This window comes from Malacoplasma penetrans HF-2 (assembly GCF_000011225.1).
In the GTDB taxonomy this organism is placed as follows: Bacteria; Bacillota_I; Bacilli_A; order Mycoplasmatales; family Mycoplasmoidaceae; genus Malacoplasma; species Malacoplasma penetrans.
The window spans coordinates 724,023-746,827 of sequence record NC_004432.1 but is presented as its reverse complement, the minus strand read 5'-3'; the positions used below and the strand labels follow the sequence as shown (position 1 = coordinate 746,827).

Below are 22,805 nucleotides of genomic sequence, written 5' to 3'. Positions count from 1 at the left end.
GATAAAAAACAATGATTTTAGGCAAAAAGTTTCTAAAAGTGGGATCTTTACTAGCAGTATCTAGTGCTATTACAGTTTCTGTTACTTCTTGTGGAAGTCCACTAAGTTTTGAATCGTCTGTTCAACTTATTGTTTCAGACAATAGTTCAACCCTTGCTGACCAATCTTTTAGTGAATCTAGTTTTGATGGAATTAGAGATTTTATGGCATCAAAAAGCCAAGATACAGTTCCTGCAGCTTCTAGTAAATCTATTAAAGAAAACAATGGGCTTTGAAAAAGACCAGGATATGACACAATTTCTAGAATTGCTTCATATAAATATGCTTTTGAAGATGGTTCAAAAGTTATTGTTGCAACTGGTTACAACCAACAAGATGGTTTACAACAAATTACATCTAGAACAGCTGAAAACAAACAATTTAAAGATTCATTTGCAAATGGAGCTTTTGTTTTTGTTGATGGAGCAATGACTGCTGATACAGATAGTGGTTCATATGATTCAGATCCATATAATGTTTCGAGTGTTTCTTATCGGGCAGATGATGGATCTTTTTTAGCGGGTATTTCAACTGCTGTATTTTTAAATTTACATCAAGATTACTTTGTTACTAGAACTTCATCTGGTGAACAAACATTAGGTGTTAGTTCATTTGTTGGATTAGATCTACCATCAACTCTAAATTTCTTTAGTGGTTTCAGATTGGGTATTCACTATTGGAATACAATTATGCAACCATTAATACCTAAAGTTGATGATAATCGTAATACATTACCAATATCTTGAGTTTCTCCTTCAAATAACTATGATCTTTCAAACTTTGTATCTGGAAGTTTTAATGCTAATGAAACAGCTGCATCAGCACTAACAGGTAATATGACTAATAATGGTGCTTCAGCAATTTTCCCTATTGCGGGTCCTCAGACTGCATTAGTTGTAAATAAAATTGCATCAGATGGTTCTAAAGCAATTGTGTTAGGAGTTGATACAGCTCAAGAAAATACTGATTCACTTAGTGTTAATTTACCTAGTAATGGTAGTAGTGTTGGAACTGGAAAAATCATCCAATTCTCTTCGGTTAAAAACCTAAAAGATTCAACTAACTATATATTAAGTGCTATTACTGATTCAAGTGGAAAGTACAATGGTGAATCTGCAAAGAATAATTCTAATGGCGATAGTAGTTCCAATATCAAAGGATACAATGGTTTTTATGGATTAGGTTGAAATAATGTTGGTACTCTAACAAATGCAGGTGTTGGTGTTTCAAATGCAGGTTTGAAATATTTGTTGAATCCTAACTGAAATGAATGAAAAAAACCAGATGGAGCAACTAGCATTACAAGTTCTGACTTAACAAGCTTAAAGTTAACTGATGTATTACAAAAAAATGTTGCAAATTCATTATCTGCAGATGATGCAGTTATTAAACAGTATAGTGCTTTATTGAATGGTACCTTTAATACTAAAAATGGAACTACAACTTCTGGAACAGCAGGGAGTTCAGGCACTAATGGTACAACAACAGGTGATTTGAATACAACGGCAAAAGGCATTATTGAAACTAAGCTTACATCTTCACAAGGTCAAAATGGCCCAAAAAACGATGGTAGTTGAAAAATTTATAATAATGTAGGGTCAGGTAGCAGTGCTGCAAATGATTTTATAAGCACTAACTTATCTAAACACATTCCAGCAATAACTTCTAATGGTGTTGCTGTTACTTATTCTGTTCCAGATGCTGAAGCTAAGTATGTAGCAAGCACTAAAGTAATTCCTCAATCATTACAAGATGAAGTCAAAAAGGTGTTCTTCAGAAGAACTTAGAGGTATGATTATGGATAAGAAAAAAACTAAAAACACAAAAACTAGTACAGTTAAAGCATCAACAAAATCAACTGCAGCTGTAAAAGTATCTGAGGCAAAGATTGATAAAAAAGAAACTAAGAATACAAAGGACACAGTTAAACCATCAGTAAATGCAGCAACTACTGAAAAAGTATCTGAAGAAAAAACAGAGAAAAAAGAAGTTAAAAATTTCAGTGAATTTACATATGTACCTTTTAAAGAAGAACAAGGTGCTGATTATGTATTAAAAATGGTTAACATTCACAAATCATTTAATAATGGAACCATTAAAGCAAATGTAGGGATGAATTTATATGTTAAAAAAAATTCAATCCATGCAATCATTGGTGAAAACGGTGCAGGTAAATCTACTTTAATGTCTATCTTGTTTGGGATGTATGAACAAGACATTGGAGAAATTTGAATTAAAAATGAAAAGATTAAATTCAAATCTTCAAAAGATGCAACTATATATAAAATTGGAATGGTTCACCAACACTTCAAATTAGTAGATAACTATACAGTTTGAGAAAACATAGTTTTAGGAAGTGAAAAAACTTTCAAAGGTTTCATTGATAGAATGAAATCTAAAAAAATCATTTCAGAGTTAATCCAAAAATATGGATTCAATATTAATGTAAATGATAAAGTAAAAAACTTAACAGTTGGTCAACAACAAAAAGTAGAAATCTTAAAGGTTTTATATAGAGAATCAGAAATTATGATTTTCGATGAACCAACAGCAGTTTTATCAGATAGTGAAATAGTAGCATTTTTAGATATCTTGAAAAAATTCAAAGAAGATGGAAAAACAATTATTATTATTTCTCATAAGCTTCATGAGATTAAAGAAATTGCAGATGAAGCAACTATTATTAGAAAAGGTAAATACATTGATCATATAAAAGTTAAAGACACTTCTGTTGAAAAGATGGCTGAATTAATGGTTGGTAGAAAAATAGTACCAAGTGTAAATGATTTACCATTAGATAAAAAAGAAGTTGTTTTAGAAGTAAAAGATTTAGATCTTTCTCACTTAACTTTATTTGATGATGAAAAAATCCAAGAGCAAGTTGTTAAAGTAAAAAATATGGCTCTAAAGACCATTAACAAAAACATTAACATTGAAAATGTAACAGCTAAAAATAATTCAAAAGTTAGCTTTAAAGTTCATAGTGGTGAAATCTATGCAATTGCTGGAGTTGAAGGAAATGGTCAATCAAAACTAGTTGAGCAAATTGCAGGACTTAGAAAAGCAAATCCTAATTCAATCTTTTTCATGGGTAAAGATATTTCAAATTCAAATATTAATAAAAGAATACAATTAGGAATTAGTCATGTTCCAGAAGATCGTCATAAGTTTGGTTTAGATTTGGAACAAACTGTAAGATACAACATTGTTAATAATCAAATTAGTAAAAAACCATTTAGTAATATAGGATTTTTAGTTGATTATGAAATTGTTGAGTATGCTCAAAAAACAATTGAAAAATATGATGTTAGAGGATCAGCTAATGGAGTTGCACTTGCTAAATCACTTTCTGGTGGTAATCAACAAAAAGTGATTATTGGTAGAGAATTAGAAAAACACCATAAGTTAATAATCTTAACTCAACCTACAAGAGGATTAGATGTAGGTGCAATTCAATACATCCATAACCAGATTATTGAAGAAAAGAAAAAAGGTAATGCAGTATTATTAATCTCTTATGAATTGGATGAAATACTAGCACTTGCTGACACAATTTCAGTAATGAGTAAGAATAGAATTATTGAAGAAAATGATAGAAAAATTATGAATAGAGAACACATTGGACAATTATTAGCAGGGGAGAGTTTATAATGAAAAATTTTTATAATAAAAATTTAACAACGTTTGATAAATTGTTTTATCAGACTAAACAAAAAAGTTTAAGACGGAATTTCCTTTCTGTTACCTTATGTATTGTGTTTGCTCTATTTGTATCATTTGTAATCATTTCAGCATTAGGAACTAAACCTGAAGCATTCTTCCAGATTTTTGTTAAAGCATTTGCATGAGAATATGATGCCCAACACTTTGCAGTTCAACTTTGTACATATATTGTTGCAGCCCTAGCCTTTAGTTTCTCAATGAGAGTTGGTATCTTTAATATTGGTATATCAGGTCAAATGATGGCAGGAGGAAGTACAGCATTCTTATTGATTAGCTTATTCCCACAAGATTTTGCACCAGCTGGTGGACAAATCATTACATTATTATTTTCAATATTAGGGGCAACTGCAGTTGCAGTAACAATAGGGTTATTAAAAATATATTTCAAAGTAAATGAAGTAGTAAGTGCAATCTTACTTAACTGAATCATTCTATATATTGTAGGGGCATTAATATATAAATATGATTTAGATCAAACTGGATTAAACAACGGGTTATTTAGATCAAATGCAATGAACCCAGCATTTACTTTCTGACAAGAAGGTGATTTCTGAGGATGAGCTTGATCAATTGGAATTACTGTAGTTTGTGTGGTAGCAATTTGAGTAATCTTAAAATTCACAGTTTTTGGACATAAATTAAAAACAACTGGACAAAGTCCATTTGCAGCTCAAAACTTTGGTTATAACAAAAATGCATTGCAATTATGATCATTTGCAATCTCTGGTATCTTATCAGGAATCTTGGCAGTAATAGTTTATACAGGGACTTATACTAGATCATTAGATCTTCAATCTGCTGGAGGGTTAGCACTTAATAAAACACCAACTCAAGGGTTTGACGGAATTGCAATTGGATTAATTGCATTAAACAACCCATTAGCAATAGTGGTAGTATCATTCATCTTTACATTCCCTAATGTTGGTGCAGCACCTGCTGGTCTTCCATCAAGTACAATCCAATTAATAGTTGGTATTATGATGTATATTGTTGCAATCTATTCATTATTAAATTACTTCAAACCATGAAGAGAATTTATTAAAAATAGATATGGTAAACAAAATCAAGAAAATTACATGAATTTAGAAAACTCAGTATTTGAAGTTTCTGAAGCTTATTCTTTTGAATACAAAAGACTTAAAAATGAATTTATTAATTTAAAAATAGAAAATTCAATCAAGAAAAAGAACTTAGATAAGTTTACAACTGCTTTCTTATCATTCTTTGTAAAAGTTTATTACAGTGTGGTTCTACCATTAAGCAATAAAGAATTTAAAGCAAGAGTATTAGAAAATAAAAAAGCATATGCTGAAAAAAGAGAAAAAATTAATAATGACTTTAAATTCAGCTGTGTGATTTCAACTTTGGATTATTGAAAACATTTTGTTTTTAAAAAGAACAACTCAATAGACAGTAAATGATTGAAAGATAAAGAAAAAATTAAAAAATGAATTAATGAATGTCCAACAACTATGCAAGAAGATTTCACAATTCTTAATTTAGAAGAACAATACTCTATTATTGAAAAGAGAGTAGCTGAATTCAAAGGAGGTAACCAATAATGTTTGATGTTAGTCAATGATTTATATTAGCTCCAGCATTAATATTTGGAATTTTAAGTGGTTATCTTTCTGAAAGAGTTGGAATTGTTAATATTGCAATTAATGGGATGATGATCTTTGGGGCAGTGTTCTTTAACATTTTCTCAAATGTCTTCTACCAAGCTTTTAATGAAGGAAGTGGATCTTATAACTCTACATTCTTTCTAACTATGTTAATCTCAAGTGCGCTAGGAGTTGGTGTTGGTGCATTGTTTGGATTTGCTGTTATTAAATTAAAATGTGACCATGTAATTGGTGGTACTGGAATTAACTTAATTGCTCCTGGAATTGGTTTAATTATTTCTGATAATGCTCCAGTAATATTTAATGGTCAATCAAGTTTAGCAAATAAATATACTTTTAACCCTGATATCCGTGTTGGTTCTGTAAGTGGTGAAGCAATTATTTGTTTAGTAATTTCTTTAGTTATAATTGCAGCAATCTATGTATTTATGAACTTCACTAAATATGGTTTAAGATATAGATCAATTGGTGAAAATCCAAATGCTGCAGATGCTCAAGGGATTAATGTAATTAAATATAAATGAATTGGAGTATTGGTAGTAGGTGCTTTAGCTTCTTTTGCTGGTTGTTTATTCTCTTACTACATTCCTGGAAGTGCGTTTGCAGGAGATGTTAATGGTCTTGGATTTATTGCATTAGCTTTATTAATTGTAAGTTCATGAAAAATCAGTCCAAGTGTTATTATAGGATTCTTATTCTCAGCATTGTATGTATTTGCATCTAATGCATTATCTCTTACTCAAGAAAATAGATATATCTTAAAAATTATTCCATTTGCATTAACTCTAGTTGTAATGGTTCTATTTGGAAGATTCTCAATTGGGCCAAAATCAGCTGGTAAACACTTTAATAAGAGTGCAAGATAATTTTTATAAAATAAAATACTTAATTCAAACCATAAAATGTTTATCCATTTTATGGTTTTTTAATGAATGATAATTAGTTGTAATTAAGTTTATTAACCATATTTGAACTAAATAATATTTTAAAAAAAGATAAAAATTTTTTTGAAAACTATAGTATTATTATCCATTAGGCTTATTTATGAAAAAACATATAAATATAAAATTTGGTGAATTATTTTTAAAAGGAAAAAATAAAAAAGAGTTTATTAAAGCATTATTTAAAAATGTAAATAAAGCTTTATCAGACTTTGAATTTAAATTACTAGATAAACATAGTATGTTTACTTTAGAGTATTGTTCAGAAGATGAAAATGAAATTATTCATATCTTAAAAATGATTCCAGGGATTCATCACTTCTTTTTATGTTTAGAAGCAAAAACAGATATTAAAGAAATTGCAAAAGTTGCTAATGGGTTTGATAAAAAATATAAGACTTTTAAAATTGAAGTAAAAAGAAGGTATAAAGAATTTCTTGATCAAACTGAAATTAAAAAAGAAGTTGCCACTTATATTTTAAAAAATAATGAAATTAAAGTGGATGTTCATAATCCTGAACTAACAATCAATATTGAAATTTATGATGAAAATAAAAGTTATGTTTGGTTTGATAAAATACTTGGAGTTGGTGGATTACCAATTGGTGTAAATGGTAGGTGTTTATCTTTACTATCCGGAGGAATTGATTCTCCTGTTGCTTCATTCTTATTACAAAAAAGAGGTCAGCAAGTAGATTATTTAACTTTCATTACAGATGATGTAACTGAAATTACACTTAATAAACTAAAGTCATTAATTAAACAAATTACTTTAAACTATAAGATTTATAAGCCTAGATTTTTTATAGTTGATTTTACAAAAGTGCAACATGAATTAATTCACATGTCTAATGAGAAATATAGGATTACATTAATGAGGCGATCATTTTATAGAATTGCTCAACAGTTAGCTATTAAATATAAAATGAACTCATTAATTTGTGGAGACTCATTAGGACAAGTAGCATCTCAAACTATAGAAAGTATTAATACAATTTCTCAAGTTTGTGACAAGATGGAAATATTTAGACCATTACTTACATTTGATAAAGTTGAAATTATTGAGATAGCAAAACAAATTGGGACATATGAAATTTCAATTAGTGAGCATGAGGATGTTTGTTCTATGTTTGCACCAAAACATCCAATTACTAAACCTAAACTAAGTATTGCACTAGCATTAGAAAATGAATTAGAATTGTTAAAAAGTTTAGAAGACAGAGCAGTTGCAAATGTTCAAATAATAAAGGAGTAAATTACTATGATGGATATAACAGAAATTATTATTAAAAAAATTGAAGAGTATGAAAACATTTCATTATTTTTTCATGAGAGACCTGACTTTGATGCATTAGGGTCATGTTTTGCTGTGAGAGAATTTATAAATGATAACTTTAAAAATAAGAATGTGAAAATTATTGGTTTAGATACATTATCTGAACTTTATGGTTCTTCTCTTTTTAAATTTGATGCTGAACAAAATGCTTCATCAAATGAATTCATTTCTTCATCACTTGGTATTATTTCAGATACTGCTAATACAGCAAGAGTATATTCTAGAAAAAATACATTATGTAAAGAAACAATAAGAGTAGATCACCATCCTCAAATTGAAACTTTTGCAGACTATGAATGAATTGATCCTATGATCCCAGCAACTTGTGAAATGTGAGGTTCTTTATTTTTGGAATCTAAATTAAAATTAAGTGCTCAATGTGCAAAATATTTGTATGCTGGAATATTAACTGATACTGGAAGATTCTTACATAGTAATACTTTACCTTCAACTTATGAAGTAACAAGTAAATTAATTTCTACTGGTTTTAGAAGAAGTGAAGTACATGATTCAATTTATTTAAGAGAACCATATCAAATTGAATTTACAAATTACTTAATGAAAAGAATGCATATTGAAAATGGAGTAGCATATTTTGTTATTCCTAAAGGTGCTCATAAGAAATTTAATATTTATCCACAATTTTCAATGGTTCATTTACTATCAGATATTAAAGGTGTTTATATTTGAACTACAGTTTATTTTGATGAACAAACTTTAAGTTGAAAAGGTTCTATGAGAAGTAGAGATATTCAAATTAATCACATTGCTAGTGAATTTAATGGTGGTGGTCATAAATTTGCAGCTGGATATACTTTAGAAAATGAAAAAGACTTTTATAAGGTAGTTGAAAGACTACAATCATATTTGGCAGAATTGCAAAATCAAGAAGGTTAGAATACCTTCTTTTTATTTATTACAATATGATAAAGATACAAAGAGAAATATAATATGAAACATAGAAATAAAAAGAACAAGAAAAATAAAAAGGTTCAAAAGAGTGAAGTAAATGAAGTAATAGTAAAAATGAAAATTGAAAGAAAACCTTTATTTATTAAAAATGAAATTAAACCTGAAGAAAAAGAAAATGATAAAAAAGAACCTGAAAAAGTAAATTAATTTTAATTAGTAAATTATTTAAAATAAATACTCTAATTTTTATATTATTTGTAATAATAATAAATGTTTGATATATAAAAATTTACTGATTAGGAACAATTTACTTATGAATGAAAATTTATTGATGATTATTGGCTCTCAATTTGGTGATGAAGGTAAAGGAAAATTTGTTGACCTTTTATCCAATCAATTTGACTATATAGTGAGATATCAAGGTGGGGACAATGCTGGTCATACAATTGTTTTTGACAACAAAACTTTTAAATTAAGATTAATTCCTTCTGGAATTTTTAACCCTAGAAACAGAGTAGTTATTGCTAATGGTGTAGTTTTAAACCCAATTACATTATTAGAAGAAGTTAAGTATTTAAAATCAAATGGAGTAAGTACTGACAACTTATATGTTTCAGATAAATGTCATGTTATTTTTAATTTCCATATTGAAATGGATAAAATGCTTGAAGAACTAAAAGGATCAAAAAAAATAGGGACAACTAATAAAGGGATTGGACCTTGTTATACTGACAAAGTTTCAAGAGTTGGGATTAGAGTTTGTGATTTATTTGATTTCAATGTTTTATTAGCTAAGATTCAAGATAACTTACAAATTAAAAATGTTTTATTTAGTAGATATGGAAAACAAATTTTTAATCCATATACAATTGCTAAACAATACTATGAATTAGGACAACAAATTAAACCTTTTGTAATTAACACAGTTGCTTTATTAAACTATGCTTATGAAAGAAATAATAAAATTTTATTTGAAGGTGCTCAAGGAATAATGCTTGATATTGATTATGGTACTTATCCATATGTAACTTCTAGTAATGTAATTGGTTTAGTATCTTCTGGAACTGGATTAGCAATTAATAAAATTAAAAGAATTTTAGGAGTTGTTAAAGCTTATTCTACACGTGTAGGAAGTGGTCCATTTGTTAGTGAAATTGAAGAGGAAAATTTAGCACATTATATTCGTGAAAAAGGTCATGAATATGGAACAGTTACTAAAAGACCTAGAAGAATAGGTTGATTAGATTTATTCTTATTAAAATATGTTGTAACAGTTAGTGGAATTAGTGAAATTGCTATTACATTAATTGATGTTTTATCAAAGGTACAAAAAATAAAAGTTTGTATAGGATACAAAAGAAATGATAAACAACTAAACTACATGCCATCATCTATTGAAGAGTTACAAAAATGTGAACCAATTTATGAAATATTAGATGGATGAAGTGAAGATGTAAGTCGTATCAAAAGTTATGATGATTTACCCTTAAATTTAAAAAGATATATAAGCTATATTGAAAACTTTTTAAAAGTAAGAGTTAGATTTGTTTCAGTTGGTCCAGATCGTAATCAAACAATAATAAAAGATAATTAAGGTGAAAATATGATTAAAAGATATGAAGTTCCTATAATTTCTAAAATTTGATCAGATGAAAATAAATTTAACACTTGATTGAAAATTGAAAAGTGTGTAATTAACTATTTTTATGTGAGTAAAAAAATTGATGAACAAACATTTAATTTATTAAATGAAAAAATGTCTTTTGATTTAAATGAAATTTATGAAATTGAAAAAAACACTAAACATGATGTTATTGCTTTTTTAAGAGCAATATCTTTAAACATAAAAGAAGACAGTGTTAAGAAGTGAATTCATTATGGTTTAACTTCAACAGATGTTGTAGATACTGCAAATGCAGTGATGCTTAAAGAAACAAATTTGTTAATTATTGAAGCAATTAAAAACTTAATGAAGGAACTAAAAAAGAAAGCTTTTAAATATAAAGATTTAGTTCAAATAGGTAGAACTCATGGGATCCATGGAGAACCTACTAGTTTTGGTTATAAATTTGCAATTTGATATGATGAATTAAATAGAAACTTAGAAAGATTAAATCTTGCTAGAAAAGAAGTTGAGGTTGGAAAGATTAGTGGTGCTGTTGGTACATTTGCAAACACTGGATTAAAACTTCAAGATTATGTTTGTAAGAAACTAAAGATTAATTCATCGAATGCTTCTACTCAAATTATTCAAAGAGATAATCATGCATTTTATTTTGCAACTCTTGCAGTGATTGCAAGTACAGTTGAAAAAATTGCAACTGAATTAAGACACTTATCAAGAACTGAAGTTTCTGAAGTTAGTGAATTTTTTGATATTAATCAAAAAGGTAGCTCTGCAATGCCACATAAGAAAAATCCTATTAGTTTAGAAAATATCTGTGGGCTTTCTAGAATGATTAAAGCATATAGTAATGTTGCATTAGAAAATAATGACCTTTGACATGAGCGTGATATTTCTCATTCTTCAAATGAAAGAATTATGTTTTTAGATGCTACAACACTTACTTATTATGTAATTGAAAGATTAACTAAAGTAATTGCAAATCTTAATGTATATGTAAAAAATATTCAAAAGAATTTGAAACTAACTAATGGTTTAATTTACTCTCAAGCATTGTTATTAAAGTTATTGGAAAATGAAAATCTTTCTAGAGAATTTGTATATGATGAAATTCAAAAAATAGCATTGTTGTGTTTTAACAATAATTTAGATTTTAAAAGTGAAATTTTAAAATCTAAATTGGCTGATGGATTAACTGAAAAAGATATTAATTTTATTTTTGATGAAAAACATCATTTAAAATATATCAATGATATTTATAAAAGGATTTTTAGATAATGTACCAAGATTGCTTTGCTAAAATTTTATTTTCTTATGAAGAAATAAAGGATGTAATAAAAAAACTATCTTTTGAATTAAATGCTTATTACAAAAGTTTTGAAAATAGTGATGTTGTTGTAATTCCAATTTTAGATTCAAGTGTTATCTTTGCAGGACACTTGTTACCATTATTGGATTTTTCAACAATTTTTAAAACTGTTAAAATGACTTTTTTAGGTCATAAATCAGTTTCTAAAAATTCTAATATTAAAGTGATTGCAAATTTTGATCCTTTAGAAATTAAAGGACACAAGATATTAATATTAGACACTATTATTGATACTGGAGTAAGACTTCAAAAGGTTTGTGATTTCATTAAAAATTGTGATGTAGAAGAAATTAAAACATGTACATTATTTAATAAGATAAGTGATTATAAAGACAAATATAAACCTGATTGAATAGGCACAAACATTCCGAATGAATGAGTTGCTGGATTTGGATTAGATAGCAGAGATAAATACAGAAACTTTAAACATTTGGGTGTTGTAAAAATTGAAAAAAGATAAGGATATTTATTGAAAAATGATATTTTTATCAATTTTTAAAGGTTTAAAAAAATTTTAAAATCTTATTATTATTTTTAACTCTTTAAAGTAAAATAATACTTGAATTTTAAAAAATATTTGGGAAAAAAATAGAGACAACTTATGGATTTATTCAATAGTAAAAAAAAGATAAGAGAGGAAGTTTCCAAAGCCTTAGATGAAAAGCTTTTAGAAGTTTCTAAAGAGATTATTCATCATCTGGAGCATGGAATAACTTCCAAAGATTTAAAAGTAACTTTAGAGTCAATGGAAATCAAAGACATTGAACTAAGAGATGCTAAAAAACAACACTTTTTATTTGAGACTGTTTTAAAATTAATAGCTAAAAATTTTAATGTTTATTTATACTCTGCACCAGGTGTAGGGAAAACTTATATGGCTCAAGAAATTGCTAAGACTTTAAAACTAGATTTTTATTTTAGTGGAGCAGTATTAGAACCATATAAATTAGTAGGATACAAAAGTGCAAAAGGTGATTATATAGAAACTGATTTTTACCGTTGTTTTAAAAATGGTGGATTATTTTTATTTGATGAAATGGATGCATCAAACCCAGAAGCTTTAATTACAATTAATGCTGCACTTGCTAATGGCTTTTTAGACTTCCCTGTGGGAAGAGTAATTGCTCATGAAAGATTTAGATTAATTGGTGCTGGTAATACTAATGGGATAGATATTGGTAATGGATATACTGCAAGACAACAACTTGATATTGCTACTCTTGACCGTTTTATCTTCTTAGAAATGCCATATGATGAAAAATTAGAAGAAAAGTTTGCTAGAGGTTACCCTTTTGGAAAACAATACTTTGATAGATTTATTGCTGCTAGAAAAATTGTAATTGCTGAAAAATTACCATTAATTTGTTCAACAAGATCCTTAATTTTAGGTCTAAGACTTATTTCGATTGGCCACTCTTGAAAAGAAGCTTTTGAGATGACAATTTTAAAAACTGCACTTCCTAAAATTAAAGAAAGAATTTATGCATTAATTGAAGGCTTTATGAGAAAAGAAACTGGAAGTCCAATTACTGTTATTGAAAAAACAGATGTTGCAAAGAAAACAGTTGCTAGAGGTCCAGTTCCTAAAAAAACTGCAGCTAGATAAGCTGAATTAAAATAATGGCTTAGGTAAAAAGTATGGCTAAAAAAATAATAAGTAGAAAGAAAAAAGATAATCAATTGATCAAATCAAGAGTTATTGAAATCAAAATCAATGAAAAGACAGTTGTTTATATTGATGAATGATATCTTGAAGAACTTGTTGATATTGTTAAACAATACCCAGGTGAAAAATATGCTGAAATGATTAATCAAATGATTATCAATACAAAAAGAAAAAAACCATCTTTTCCTCAATTAAATTTAGCTTCACACAGAGTCATCGATAAAAAGAGTAATTTCTTTGAATTTCCTACAATGGAAGATTACATTAATGAAACTTGGTTAAATCAAGAAAAAATCAGTTTACTAAAAGTTAATAGTGTTAAAAAAATGAGAGTTAAATTCAGTACTGTTGGTGGTGTTCCACACATTCCAAGTTACTTAAATAACTTAAGTCCCAACAACATGCTAACTTTCATTAAAGAAAAATCAATTATTTTCAAAAAGGCAACTATTTTGATTAATGTAAGTGGAAACATGAATTGAAAAGACTACAGAAAAATCATTAGAGACTATTTCAAACTATATGATTTTGAAAGTTTGTCTTTAGGTAACATTTCTAAAACTACAGAAAATAAAATTGATTATTACAGAATATCAATTGTAAAGATAAGAAATGGTGTAAATGTTAATGGTCAAGGATTGATGTTTGAAAGTGCAGACTTCTTAAGAAGAATGATGTTCATGATTTATGAAATTGATCCAACTAACCAATATTGAAATGCTTATGGTAACACTATTTACAATAAAGATATTCAAAAGCTTAAAGAAGCTGAACCGTATTTTACAACAATTCTAGAAAGATATTTAAATCCATCATTAATTCTTGTAGAATAATCTTAATTAAGAGATTAGTTAATTATAAAAATTGATTAAGTTAACTTCTTTCAAGATTATAAAAATATTAAAAAACAAAAAGGGGAACAACATGTTTAAAAAGAAAAAAATTAAAACACCTTTTGTAGTTGTTTTGTCATTCTCTAGAAGAACAGTTGCTGAAATTGCTAAAAACACTTTAAGTGATAAACAAATTTTAGATAAAAAATTATTAAAAGAAAAATCATACTTTAGTAGTGAAGATTATACTTTCTTTAATTTTGTAAATGATGACAACAAAGTGTTTAGAGTAATCTTTCAACTAGTAATGAAAGAAAAAGAAAAGAATAAGAAAAAATTATTTTCTGAATTGAAATACATGTTTGATTGTTCTGATATTGAAATTATTAATAAGCAAGATTTTGATTTCTCAAAATATAATGTTAACCCTCTTGTTAGAGGAGAAGTTCATAATTTTCATACAGCTTCTAAAGATGAAAAAATTGAAGAGTCTAAGCCTTCAGTTAAAAAAGAAGTTCAACAATCTCCAAACATTGCAACTGTTGCAAATGAAAAGTATATTGCTCAATCTTTAGAATCTAATACAAATGCAGATAACAAGTTAAACCATTATCAACAACAAAACAATAACCAATTAAATGGTCCTCAAAATTTAAATAGTTCTATTAACAATGCAAATTTAGTTAATCCTGGTTCTCCTGCAAATCCAGTAAATCCTATTATTCAACAAGATCCAATTTATAGAAATTCAAATGTTGCAAACCCTGCAAATGTTTTAGCTTTAAAAGAATCTAATTTAAATGAAATTAACAATGCTCCTGTGGTAAGTTTAAGCCAACAAGATAATGTGAATGTTCCAATTAATTCAAATCAACCAAATCCAAACAATTTTCAAAGTGAAAATGTTTTAAATAATAATGGTGCAAATCCTAATATTCCTAACTATAATAACCCAAATAGTTTTCAGAATAAAAAAGAAGATGATGTGCACTATGTAAAATACAATAAAGAAAATCCATTTGAATAAAATCCAAATGGATTTTTTTATTTAACAATTAAACAATTATTAGTGCTTCCATATATAAAATTAAAAATCTTATTTGAATACCAAATAAGATTTTTTGTGTTTTATAAAAATTAAATTCAGTAATTATATTTTTACTTTCCATATTATATATACAATAAAATTCAATTTTTGATTACATTAATAAAAACATCTTTTTTATGTGAAAAATTAATAACACTTGTTAAAAAGCAAGTTTGCTATTCATTTTAATATATAAGTAGATTTATGATTGTTTATTTAATAATTCATAAATCACCTATAAATTTTTAAAAGTATATTTGTTAGCTTATTTTAACTGACTAGCAATTATTTACTTTTTTATAAAAACATATGAAAGGAGGAAACATGGAAGGTAAAAAGCAAAAGAAAAAATATTTTCTTACACAAGAAGAAATTATTGAAGATTCTAAAAAAGCTAATGAGCTAAAACAACAAGGTTTAATTTATGATCGTGAAATTCCAGAGTATTGGTCTTCTGGAACATCTCCATATAAAAAGAAAACTAATTTATTATTAGCTATTTTTTTAGGATTTTTTGGTGCTGATCGTTTCTACTTGAAAAAGTACATCTCAGCATTTATCAAACTATTTTTTATTCTAATTGTTACACCAGTTAGTATTTATTTAACAGTAGATCCTAATTTGGCACTGTATGCTGCATACCCTGATATTGTAATAGTATTTTCAATACTATTCTATGGTACTGCGGCTGCTTTTTATTTTGGTGACATTGTTATAGGGATTGTCAAACCAAGAGATTATGATTTTCAAAATTTAAATTAAATAAATGAGGAAAAATATGAAAGCTAATAAAAAGAAAGATCTTTCAATGTGGGCTAAATTGAAGTCATTAGGTCCTAAAACCATAATTGGGATTTTATTATTAGGTGCAGCAGATTGTTTTGTAATTGCAGCTCCATATTATTTAAAATCTCTTGTACCTAATTTACAAGTCTACTTGAATGTTAGTGAAGCTGATGTAAGTACTATGACTTCTATTATTGGTTGAGTGGTTTTACTAACACAACTTCCTGGTGGGTGGTTAGCTGATAAAATTAGCTCAAAAAAATTGTTATCAATAGCAACCATTATGACTGGAGTTATTACAATTTGATTTGGTACATTGATTATCAAATCAAGAGATTTAGATTATGTGAATTTAAAAATCCAATACTTTATAATTTTTGGACTTTGAGGATTTGCAACAACTCCATTATTTTGAACACCTTTATGAAAACTTGTTTCACAACAAGGTAATAAAGATAACCAAGGTTTAGTTTATGGTTTACAAGGTTCATTAAATGGAATTGTAGGTTTAGTATTTGTATTTGGAATTGGAACTGCAGTTAGTCAAGTAATTGAATACAATGCTGGTAATACTGCTATTACTCCTGAAGCTTTAGAAGCACAACCTGGTCTTGTAGTTCCTTTTGCAATTTACATTTATATCTTTGCAGCATGTTTGTTATTAATTGGTGTATTAGTATTCTTCTTTGTAGTTGAAAAACCTACATCTGAAAAATTTGCTGTTAATATTAAAACTTTTGCTAGAGTTTTACAAGATTGAAAACTTTGAGCATTATCAGTATTCTTAATGGGAATGTATATGTTCCAATCTATTTTTGCATATTATTTAAATCAAATGCTAGCTAATGTTCTATTAATGCCAACAGTTGCATTGCTAGTAATTTCAGGTTTTAGATTATATGGTTTAAGATTTTTGGTAAGTGCATGAATTGGTAAAAAATCTGATTCATTTAGAAGCTTAACATTATTACTTTTAATTACTTTAACAGTAGGGTTAGTAATTGTTGCAATCTTCTTATTCTTACCTGGTATTTCACCGAGTGGAACATTAAACTACTTCCAAACTTTAAGCGATGGTTATAAATTATTTGCAATGATATTCATGTCAGGATTATTCTTAATTTCTTCATTCCTATCATGAGTAATGGTAACTTTAAGATATGCACAAATGAGTGAAATCCAAATACCAAAAAATAGTTATGCTTCAGCAAATGCTTTAATGTCATTTATTGGATTTAGTAGTGATGCATGATTTTATCAACTAGGAAGTGCAATAGCATCAGATTATACTGATCCTAATACTCAAGTTGTTACTCAAACAGGTTATCAAATAATTATAGGAATTGGGATGATAGTTGCTTTAATTGGGTTGGTTGCAGGATTTTTAGTGTATTGAACTAATAACAAACAACTAAGTAAACACAATATTAATTACTTTAGATGAAGAGCTTTAAACAATGCATAAAAAAGTAGATATATCAAAAACTCACACTAAAATACTTGCTCATAGAGGCTATAGTGGGATTGCACCTGAAAATACAGAATTAGCATTTGAAACTGCTGTTAATTTTGGATTTGATGGTTTTGAGATTGATGTTCATTTAACCAAAGATAATCAATTAGTTGTTATTCATGATGAAGATACTTATAGAACTAGCTTAGTTAAAAAAATGATTAAAGATTCTACTTTAAAAGAATTAAAAGAACTGGATCAAGCAGCATTTTTTAAAATTAATTGCCCCAAACAAGAAATCTTAACTTTGAAAGAATTGTTAGATAAATTTCTATATAGAATTAGTTATCTAAATATTGAGATTAAAACTGATATTATAGTTTATCCAAATATTGAAAAGTACTTAGATGAATTAGTTAAAACATATGATGATGCATATGAAAAAATTATCTTTTCATCTTTCAATTTCAATTCTTTAAAAACTTTACATGAATTAAACCCTAAATGAACTAATGGTTTTTTATGATGAACTAAATCTCAATTTAAGGCAGTAAATCCAGAAGAGATTAAAAAGGTATGTAAATATCTTCATCCTTGAACTGAAATCTATAAAAAGGAAAAAGATAACTATTTAAAATTAGGATTACCATTTAATTTATGAACTATTAAGGATGCTAAAGTTTATGAACATTATGCAAAAGATAAAGATGTTCATTTCTTAATCAGTAATTACAAATATTAAAACTATTAATTTTTAAATCAAATGTTAGGAAGTAAAATTATTTCCTAACATTTTTTTATTAACTTTTTTAAAACTTATTTTTTAAACCATTAAAAAATTTGTTATCATTATTTAGTAATATACTAAAGACAGTAACTGGTGAATTAACCTTAATTTGTTACCGAGGTATACAACAAATATTTTATCTTTATAAAGTTGTAGATCTTAACATAACTTGTCTTTTGTATTTTTCAAAAGGGCAAGTTATTTTTGTATATTACAAAAAATATGGATAAGGAAATATTCTATGAAAAAAATTATTCAATTTAAAGATAATTTAAGTAGTGAGATTTCTGAACAAATAAAATCATCTAAATCATTTATTATTTTTGAATACTTAGGGCTAGATGCTGCTACTATTACAAAACTAAGAAAAGATTTATTTAAAACTGGTAGTAAATTATTAGTTTTAAAAAATAATATTTTAAGAAGAGCTTTAGAAAAAGCAAATATTAAAGAATTTGGTGATTTAGTTGGACCTAATGCAATTGTTTGAGGAACAGAAGATGAAATTGCTCCTCTTAAAGAAGTTTTTAACTTAACTAAAGACAATGAATGCATCAAAATTAAAGGTTCTTATGTAGAAGGAACTTTCTTAGATGCACAAAAAACTATGTCAATTGCATCACTTCCAAACAGAGAAGGATTATACTCAATGCTATTATCTTGTCTTACAGGACCAATTCGTGGTGTTTTATATGCTTTAAAAGCAGTAAGTGAAACAAAAAATTAATTATATAAAATAAATGGAGAATTAATTATGGCTAAATTAAGTGCTAAAGATATTATTGACTCATTAAAAGAAATGAGCATGTTAGAAATTAAAGATTTAATCGAAGCAATCGAAACAGAATTTGGTGTTTCTGCTGCTGCACCAGTTGCAGTTGCTGCTGCACCAGCTGGTGGAGCTGCTGCTCCTAGTGAAGTTACTGTAACATTAAAAGATGTTGGTGGTAACAAAGTTGCTGTTATTAAAGTTGTAAGAGAAATTACTGGATTAGGATTAATGGAAGCTAAAGCTTTAGTTGATAATGCTCCTTCTAAAGTTAAAGAAGGTGTTAAACTTGCAGATGCAGAAAACATGAAAAAACAATTCGCAGAAGCTGGCGCAACTGTTGAATGATAATTAACTAATTTCTAAAAAAACAAACTTAAATGTAAAAGGATATCTTGTTAAAAAGATATCCTTTTTTAAATATTTTTTAATTTATATTATTAATTATTGCATGTTAATTTTATGTGACTTTGTCCCTATTAAATAGAACTTGGAGCAACTAAATTATATCAATGAGAAAAATATAATTTAGTTGCTTTTTGATATTTTTAGTTTTTGCTTTTTATTGCTCAATTAAATATTTAAAGAAAGTTCAATTTCTCTAATTTTAATTTTTTCCTCCCTTTCTTTTAAACTGTTGCTTCATCTTTCTAAAGCTATTCTTGTGTTTTCATTTTTTTGATAAATAGCTTTAGAAGCAGCTATACTTTTTCTTTTAATTTTTTCTAATTTTAAAAACTCATTATCCTGAATCTCATTTATATATTCGTTTAATAAATCATCATTTATTTCTCTGGCAAAATATTTTGTATTTTTATCAAGTACAAATTTTTCACCTGTTAACATGTTGGTTCTTAATAAGATTTGATTTTTCATACTAACTCTTTTATCTTCTTTGGTGAACAAACCCATAGCCTTCCCATTATGGAAAAAATAAAAACCTTTTAGAACTTTACAAATCTTAGTTGTATAGAACAAGTCTTTTAAATCATCTTTACTTAATTTTATGAATTGGTTTCTTTTTCCTTTTTCAGACTTTTTATATCTTTGATTGTAAGCATCAACAATTAACTGATAGTTCTTTTGTATTTTTTCTTTAGTATTCAAACCATGTTTTAAAAATAGTTTGTAATAAATTTGTTGTGCATTTTTAAATGATCTTTCAACATTAGCTTTAAAAGTTGGTTGGCTTTCTGACTTAACTTGTATTTCTAGTTTATTTAAACAATAAGTTAAATTGGTAACTGAATTTTTAGATCAAAATGTTTTTCTTCTGTCTGTTTTTATAATGTTTGGAGCCCCATACTTTTCTAGGACCTGTTTAAGCAGTTTACAATACCCAAAATTTGTTTCCTCATCATCAATTCAAAAACCTAGTAACTTACCAGTCCCAGCATCAATGGCATGGTATATGTAATATTTTTTAATTCCTATTCAAACACTAATGCAAGCATCTACTTCAACTATGTGACCAAAATCATAGTTGTGTTTTACATAAGGGGGATTTTTAGTTTTTAAATATTCTGTGTACGTTGGTTTATATTTTCTTAGAAATTCCAAAATTTTTTCCTGGATTTTTAACTCTGCTAAATTGCCTTCTTTAAGTTTTTTCTTCATAGTTTTTCTTATGATCCTTTTTGAATATGAAGTGAGTAAAAAATTTTCATTTAGAAGTTTATTTACAAATCCGTATTTAACATTAAACTTGTCTTTTATTTCATCTAAATAAAAATCTAAATGAGTCATTTCATAATGACCATCACTCATTTCTTTGCATGGAGTAGTTACTTCAATATATTTCTCTATAATTGATCTTTTTACTTCATCTTTTATTTTGTTAACATTTTCCTTATTTTTGTTTTTATGGCTAATCAAAAAAGTATTATCTTTAAAACTTTTTATAAACCTTCTAGACTGTTTGATTGAATATCCTGTTTTATTACTTAAAGTTTTTGGATTTAACTTTCCTTTTTTATTCAAAGAACCCATTTCTTCTAAAATTCAGAACCTACTATTCTCAAATTTTGTTAAATTGTTTTTTATTATTTCTTTCTGTTAATTTTATGTGACTTTGTCCCTATTAAATAGAACTTGGAGCAACTAAATTATATCAATGAGAAAAATATAATTTAGTTGCTTTTTGATATTTTTGGTTTTTGCTTTTTATTGCTCAATTAAATATTTAAAGAAAGTTCAATTTCTCTAATTTTAATTTTTTCCTCCCTTTCTTTTAAACTGTCGCTTCATCTTTCTAAAGCTATTCTTGTGTTTTCATTTTTTTGATAAATAGCTTTAGAAGTAGCTATACTTTTTCTTTTAATTTTTTCTAATTTTAAAAACTCATTATCATGAATCTCATTTATATATTCGTTTAATAAATCATCATTTATTTCTCTGGCAAAATATTTAGTATTTTTATCAAGTACAAATTTTTCACCCGTTAACATGTTGGTTCTTAATAAGATTTGATTTTTCATATTAACTCTTTTATCTTCTTTGGTGAACAAACCCATAGCCTTCCCATTAAGGAAAAAATAAAAACCTTTTAGAACTTTACAAATCTTAGTTGTATAGAACAAGTCTTTTAAATCATCTTTACTTATTTTTATGAATTGGTTTCTTTTTCCTTTTTCAGACTTTTTATATCTTTGATTGTAAGCATCAACAATTAACTGATAGTTCTTTTGTATTTTTTCTTTAGTATTCAAACCATGTTTTAAAAATAATTTGTAATAAATTTGTTGTGCATTTTTAAATGATCTTTCAACATTAGCTTTAAAAGTTGGTTGGCTTTCTGACTTAACTTGTATTTCTAGTTTATTTAAACAATAAGTTAAATTGGTAACTGAATTTTCAGATCAAAATGTTTTTCTTCTGTCTGTTTTTATAATGTTTGGAGCCCCATACTTTTCTAGGACCTGTTTAAGCAGTTTACAATACCCAAAATTTGTTTCCTCATCATCAATTCAAAAACCTAGTAACTTACCAGTCCCAGCATCAATGGCATGGTATATGTAGTATTTTTTAATTCCTATTCAAACACTAACGCAAGCATCTACTTCAACTATGTGACCAAAATCATAGTTGTGTTTTACATAAGGGGGATTTTTAGTTTTTAAATATTCTGTGTACGTTGGTTTATATTTTCTTAGAAATTCCAAAATTTTTTCCTGGATTTTTAACTCTGCTAAATTTCCTTCTTTAAGTTTTTTCTTCATAGTTTTTCTTGTGATCTTTTTTGAATATGAAGTGAGTAAAAAATTTTCATTTAGAAGTTTATTTACAAATCCGTATTTAACATTAAACTTGTCTTTTATTTCATCTAAATAAAAATCTAAATGAGTCATTTCATAATGACCATCACTCATTTCTTTGCATGGAGTAGTTACTTCAATATATTTCTCTATAATTGCTCTTTTTACTTCATCTTTTATTTTGTTAACATTTTCCTTATTTTTGTTTTTATGGCTAATCAAAAAAGTATTATCTTTAAAACTTTTTATAAACCTTCTAGACTGTTTGATTGAATATCCTGTTTTATTACTTAAAGTTTTTGGATTTAACTTTCCTTTTTTATTCAAAGAACCCATTTCTTCTAAAATTCAGAACCTACTATTCTCAAATTTTGTTAAATTGTTTTTTATTATTTCTTTCATAAAAAAACACCTCACTAGATTAAACTCCAAGAGGGACAAAATCACAAATAATTGATTAGTCTTTTTTAGGGACAAAGTCTTGTAAAATCCACACTCAAATTTTGTTAAATTGTTTTTTATTATTTCTTTCATAAAAAAACACCTCACTAGATTAAACTCCAAGAGGGACAAAATCACAAATAATTGATTAGTCTTTTTT

Annotated in this window: 20 protein-coding genes and 1 other annotated feature; of the genes, 18 read left to right on the top strand and 2 right to left on the bottom strand. The window is 26.8% G+C overall.

Annotated elements, in window-relative coordinates; genetic code table 4:
* Positions 1-11 precede the first annotated feature (11 nt).
* From MYPE_RS03055 to rplL, 18 genes are all read left to right on the top strand, one after another.
* The gene (locus MYPE_RS03055; protein ID WP_011077412.1) at positions 12-1,826 is read left to right on the top strand and encodes a BMP family ABC transporter substrate-binding protein; all 1,815 of its coding nucleotides are present in this window, start codon (positions 12-14) and stop codon (positions 1,824-1,826) included.
* A gap of 271 nt (positions 1,827-2,097) precedes the next feature.
* On the top strand, positions 2,098-3,690 hold the full coding sequence (locus tag MYPE_RS03050; RefSeq protein WP_044891387.1) for an ABC transporter ATP-binding protein: 1,593 nt from the start codon (positions 2,098-2,100) through the stop codon (positions 3,688-3,690).
* A complete protein-coding gene (locus MYPE_RS03045; RefSeq protein WP_011077410.1) occupies positions 3,690-5,324 on the top strand; it encodes an ABC transporter permease in 1,635 nt (544 codons plus the stop codon). The genes MYPE_RS03050 and MYPE_RS03045 overlap by 1 nt, the downstream gene beginning before the upstream one ends.
* Positions 5,324-6,253, top strand: a complete 930-nt coding sequence (locus tag MYPE_RS03040) for an ABC transporter permease (protein ID WP_011077409.1) — start codon at positions 5,324-5,326, stop codon at positions 6,251-6,253. The genes MYPE_RS03045 and MYPE_RS03040 overlap by 1 nt, the downstream gene beginning before the upstream one ends.
* A 178-nt stretch (positions 6,254-6,431) precedes the next feature.
* The gene (gene thiI / locus MYPE_RS03035) at positions 6,432-7,583 is read left to right on the top strand and encodes a tRNA uracil 4-sulfurtransferase ThiI (protein ID WP_011077408.1); all 1,152 of its coding nucleotides are present in this window, start codon (positions 6,432-6,434) and stop codon (positions 7,581-7,583) included.
* A gap of 6 nt (positions 7,584-7,589) precedes the next feature.
* Positions 7,590-8,561: a DHH family phosphoesterase gene (locus MYPE_RS03030; RefSeq protein ID WP_011077407.1), complete on the top strand. Its 972-nt coding sequence runs from the start codon at positions 7,590-7,592 to the stop codon at positions 8,559-8,561.
* Between the two features lie 54 nt (positions 8,562-8,615).
* Complete coding sequence (locus MYPE_RS05690) at positions 8,616-8,783, top strand: hypothetical protein (protein ID WP_011077406.1); 168 nt, start codon at positions 8,616-8,618, stop codon at positions 8,781-8,783.
* A gap of 106 nt (positions 8,784-8,889) precedes the next feature.
* Positions 8,890-10,170, top strand: coding sequence for an adenylosuccinate synthase (locus tag MYPE_RS03025; RefSeq protein WP_044891272.1), 1,281 nt, complete (start codon positions 8,890-8,892; stop codon positions 10,168-10,170).
* Between the two features lie 9 nt (positions 10,171-10,179).
* Entirely contained in the window at positions 10,180-11,478 is a 1,299-nt protein-coding gene (gene purB / locus MYPE_RS03020; protein ID WP_011077404.1) for an adenylosuccinate lyase, read from the top strand.
* On the top strand, positions 11,478-12,029 hold the full coding sequence (locus MYPE_RS05425; protein WP_011077403.1) for a phosphoribosyltransferase: 552 nt from the start codon (positions 11,478-11,480) through the stop codon (positions 12,027-12,029). Before purB ends, MYPE_RS05425 begins: the two co-directional genes overlap by 1 nt.
* Before the next feature lie 141 nt (positions 12,030-12,170).
* Positions 12,171-13,175 (top strand): AAA family ATPase, encoded by a 1,005-nt coding sequence (locus MYPE_RS05420; RefSeq protein ID WP_011077402.1) that lies wholly within the window; start codon positions 12,171-12,173, stop codon positions 13,173-13,175.
* A gap of 32 nt (positions 13,176-13,207) precedes the next feature.
* Positions 13,208-14,068: a hypothetical protein gene (locus MYPE_RS03005; protein ID WP_011077401.1), complete on the top strand. Its 861-nt coding sequence runs from the start codon at positions 13,208-13,210 to the stop codon at positions 14,066-14,068.
* Positions 14,069-14,159: 91 nt separating this feature from the next.
* Complete coding sequence (locus tag MYPE_RS03000; RefSeq protein WP_044891271.1) at positions 14,160-15,095, top strand: hypothetical protein; 936 nt, start codon at positions 14,160-14,162, stop codon at positions 15,093-15,095.
* Between the two features lie 384 nt (positions 15,096-15,479).
* Entirely contained in the window at positions 15,480-15,917 is a 438-nt protein-coding gene (locus MYPE_RS02995; protein ID WP_044891270.1) for a TM2 domain-containing protein, read from the top strand.
* Between the two features lie 16 nt (positions 15,918-15,933).
* On the top strand, positions 15,934-17,406 hold the full coding sequence (locus MYPE_RS02990; RefSeq protein WP_129374455.1) for an MFS transporter: 1,473 nt from the start codon (positions 15,934-15,936) through the stop codon (positions 17,404-17,406).
* Entirely contained in the window at positions 17,399-18,136 is a 738-nt protein-coding gene (locus MYPE_RS02985; protein ID WP_011077397.1) for a glycerophosphodiester phosphodiesterase, read from the top strand. The genes MYPE_RS02990 and MYPE_RS02985 overlap by 8 nt, the downstream gene beginning before the upstream one ends.
* Positions 18,137-18,240: 104 nt before the next feature.
* Positions 18,241-18,395, top strand: a sequence feature (ribosomal protein L10 leader region).
* 27 nt (positions 18,396-18,422) lie between these two features.
* Positions 18,423-18,908 (top strand): 50S ribosomal protein L10, encoded by a 486-nt coding sequence (gene rplJ, locus MYPE_RS02980; RefSeq protein WP_044891269.1) that lies wholly within the window; start codon positions 18,423-18,425, stop codon positions 18,906-18,908.
* Positions 18,909-18,935: 27 nt separating this feature from the next.
* Positions 18,936-19,301, top strand: a complete 366-nt coding sequence (gene rplL, locus MYPE_RS02975; RefSeq protein ID WP_011077395.1) for a 50S ribosomal protein L7/L12 — start codon at positions 18,936-18,938, stop codon at positions 19,299-19,301.
* Positions 19,302-19,523: 222 nt separating this feature from the next.
* Here the strand turns inward: rplL and MYPE_RS02970 are convergent, their stop codons facing one another.
* Entirely contained in the window at positions 19,524-20,939 is a 1,416-nt protein-coding gene (locus MYPE_RS02970; RefSeq protein WP_011077394.1) for a transposase, read from the bottom strand.
* Between the two features lie 185 nt (positions 20,940-21,124).
* Positions 21,125-22,606, bottom strand: coding sequence for a DDE-type integrase/transposase/recombinase (locus MYPE_RS02965; protein ID WP_044891173.1), 1,482 nt, complete (start codon positions 22,604-22,606; stop codon positions 21,125-21,127).
* Positions 22,607-22,805: the final 199 nt, after the last annotated feature.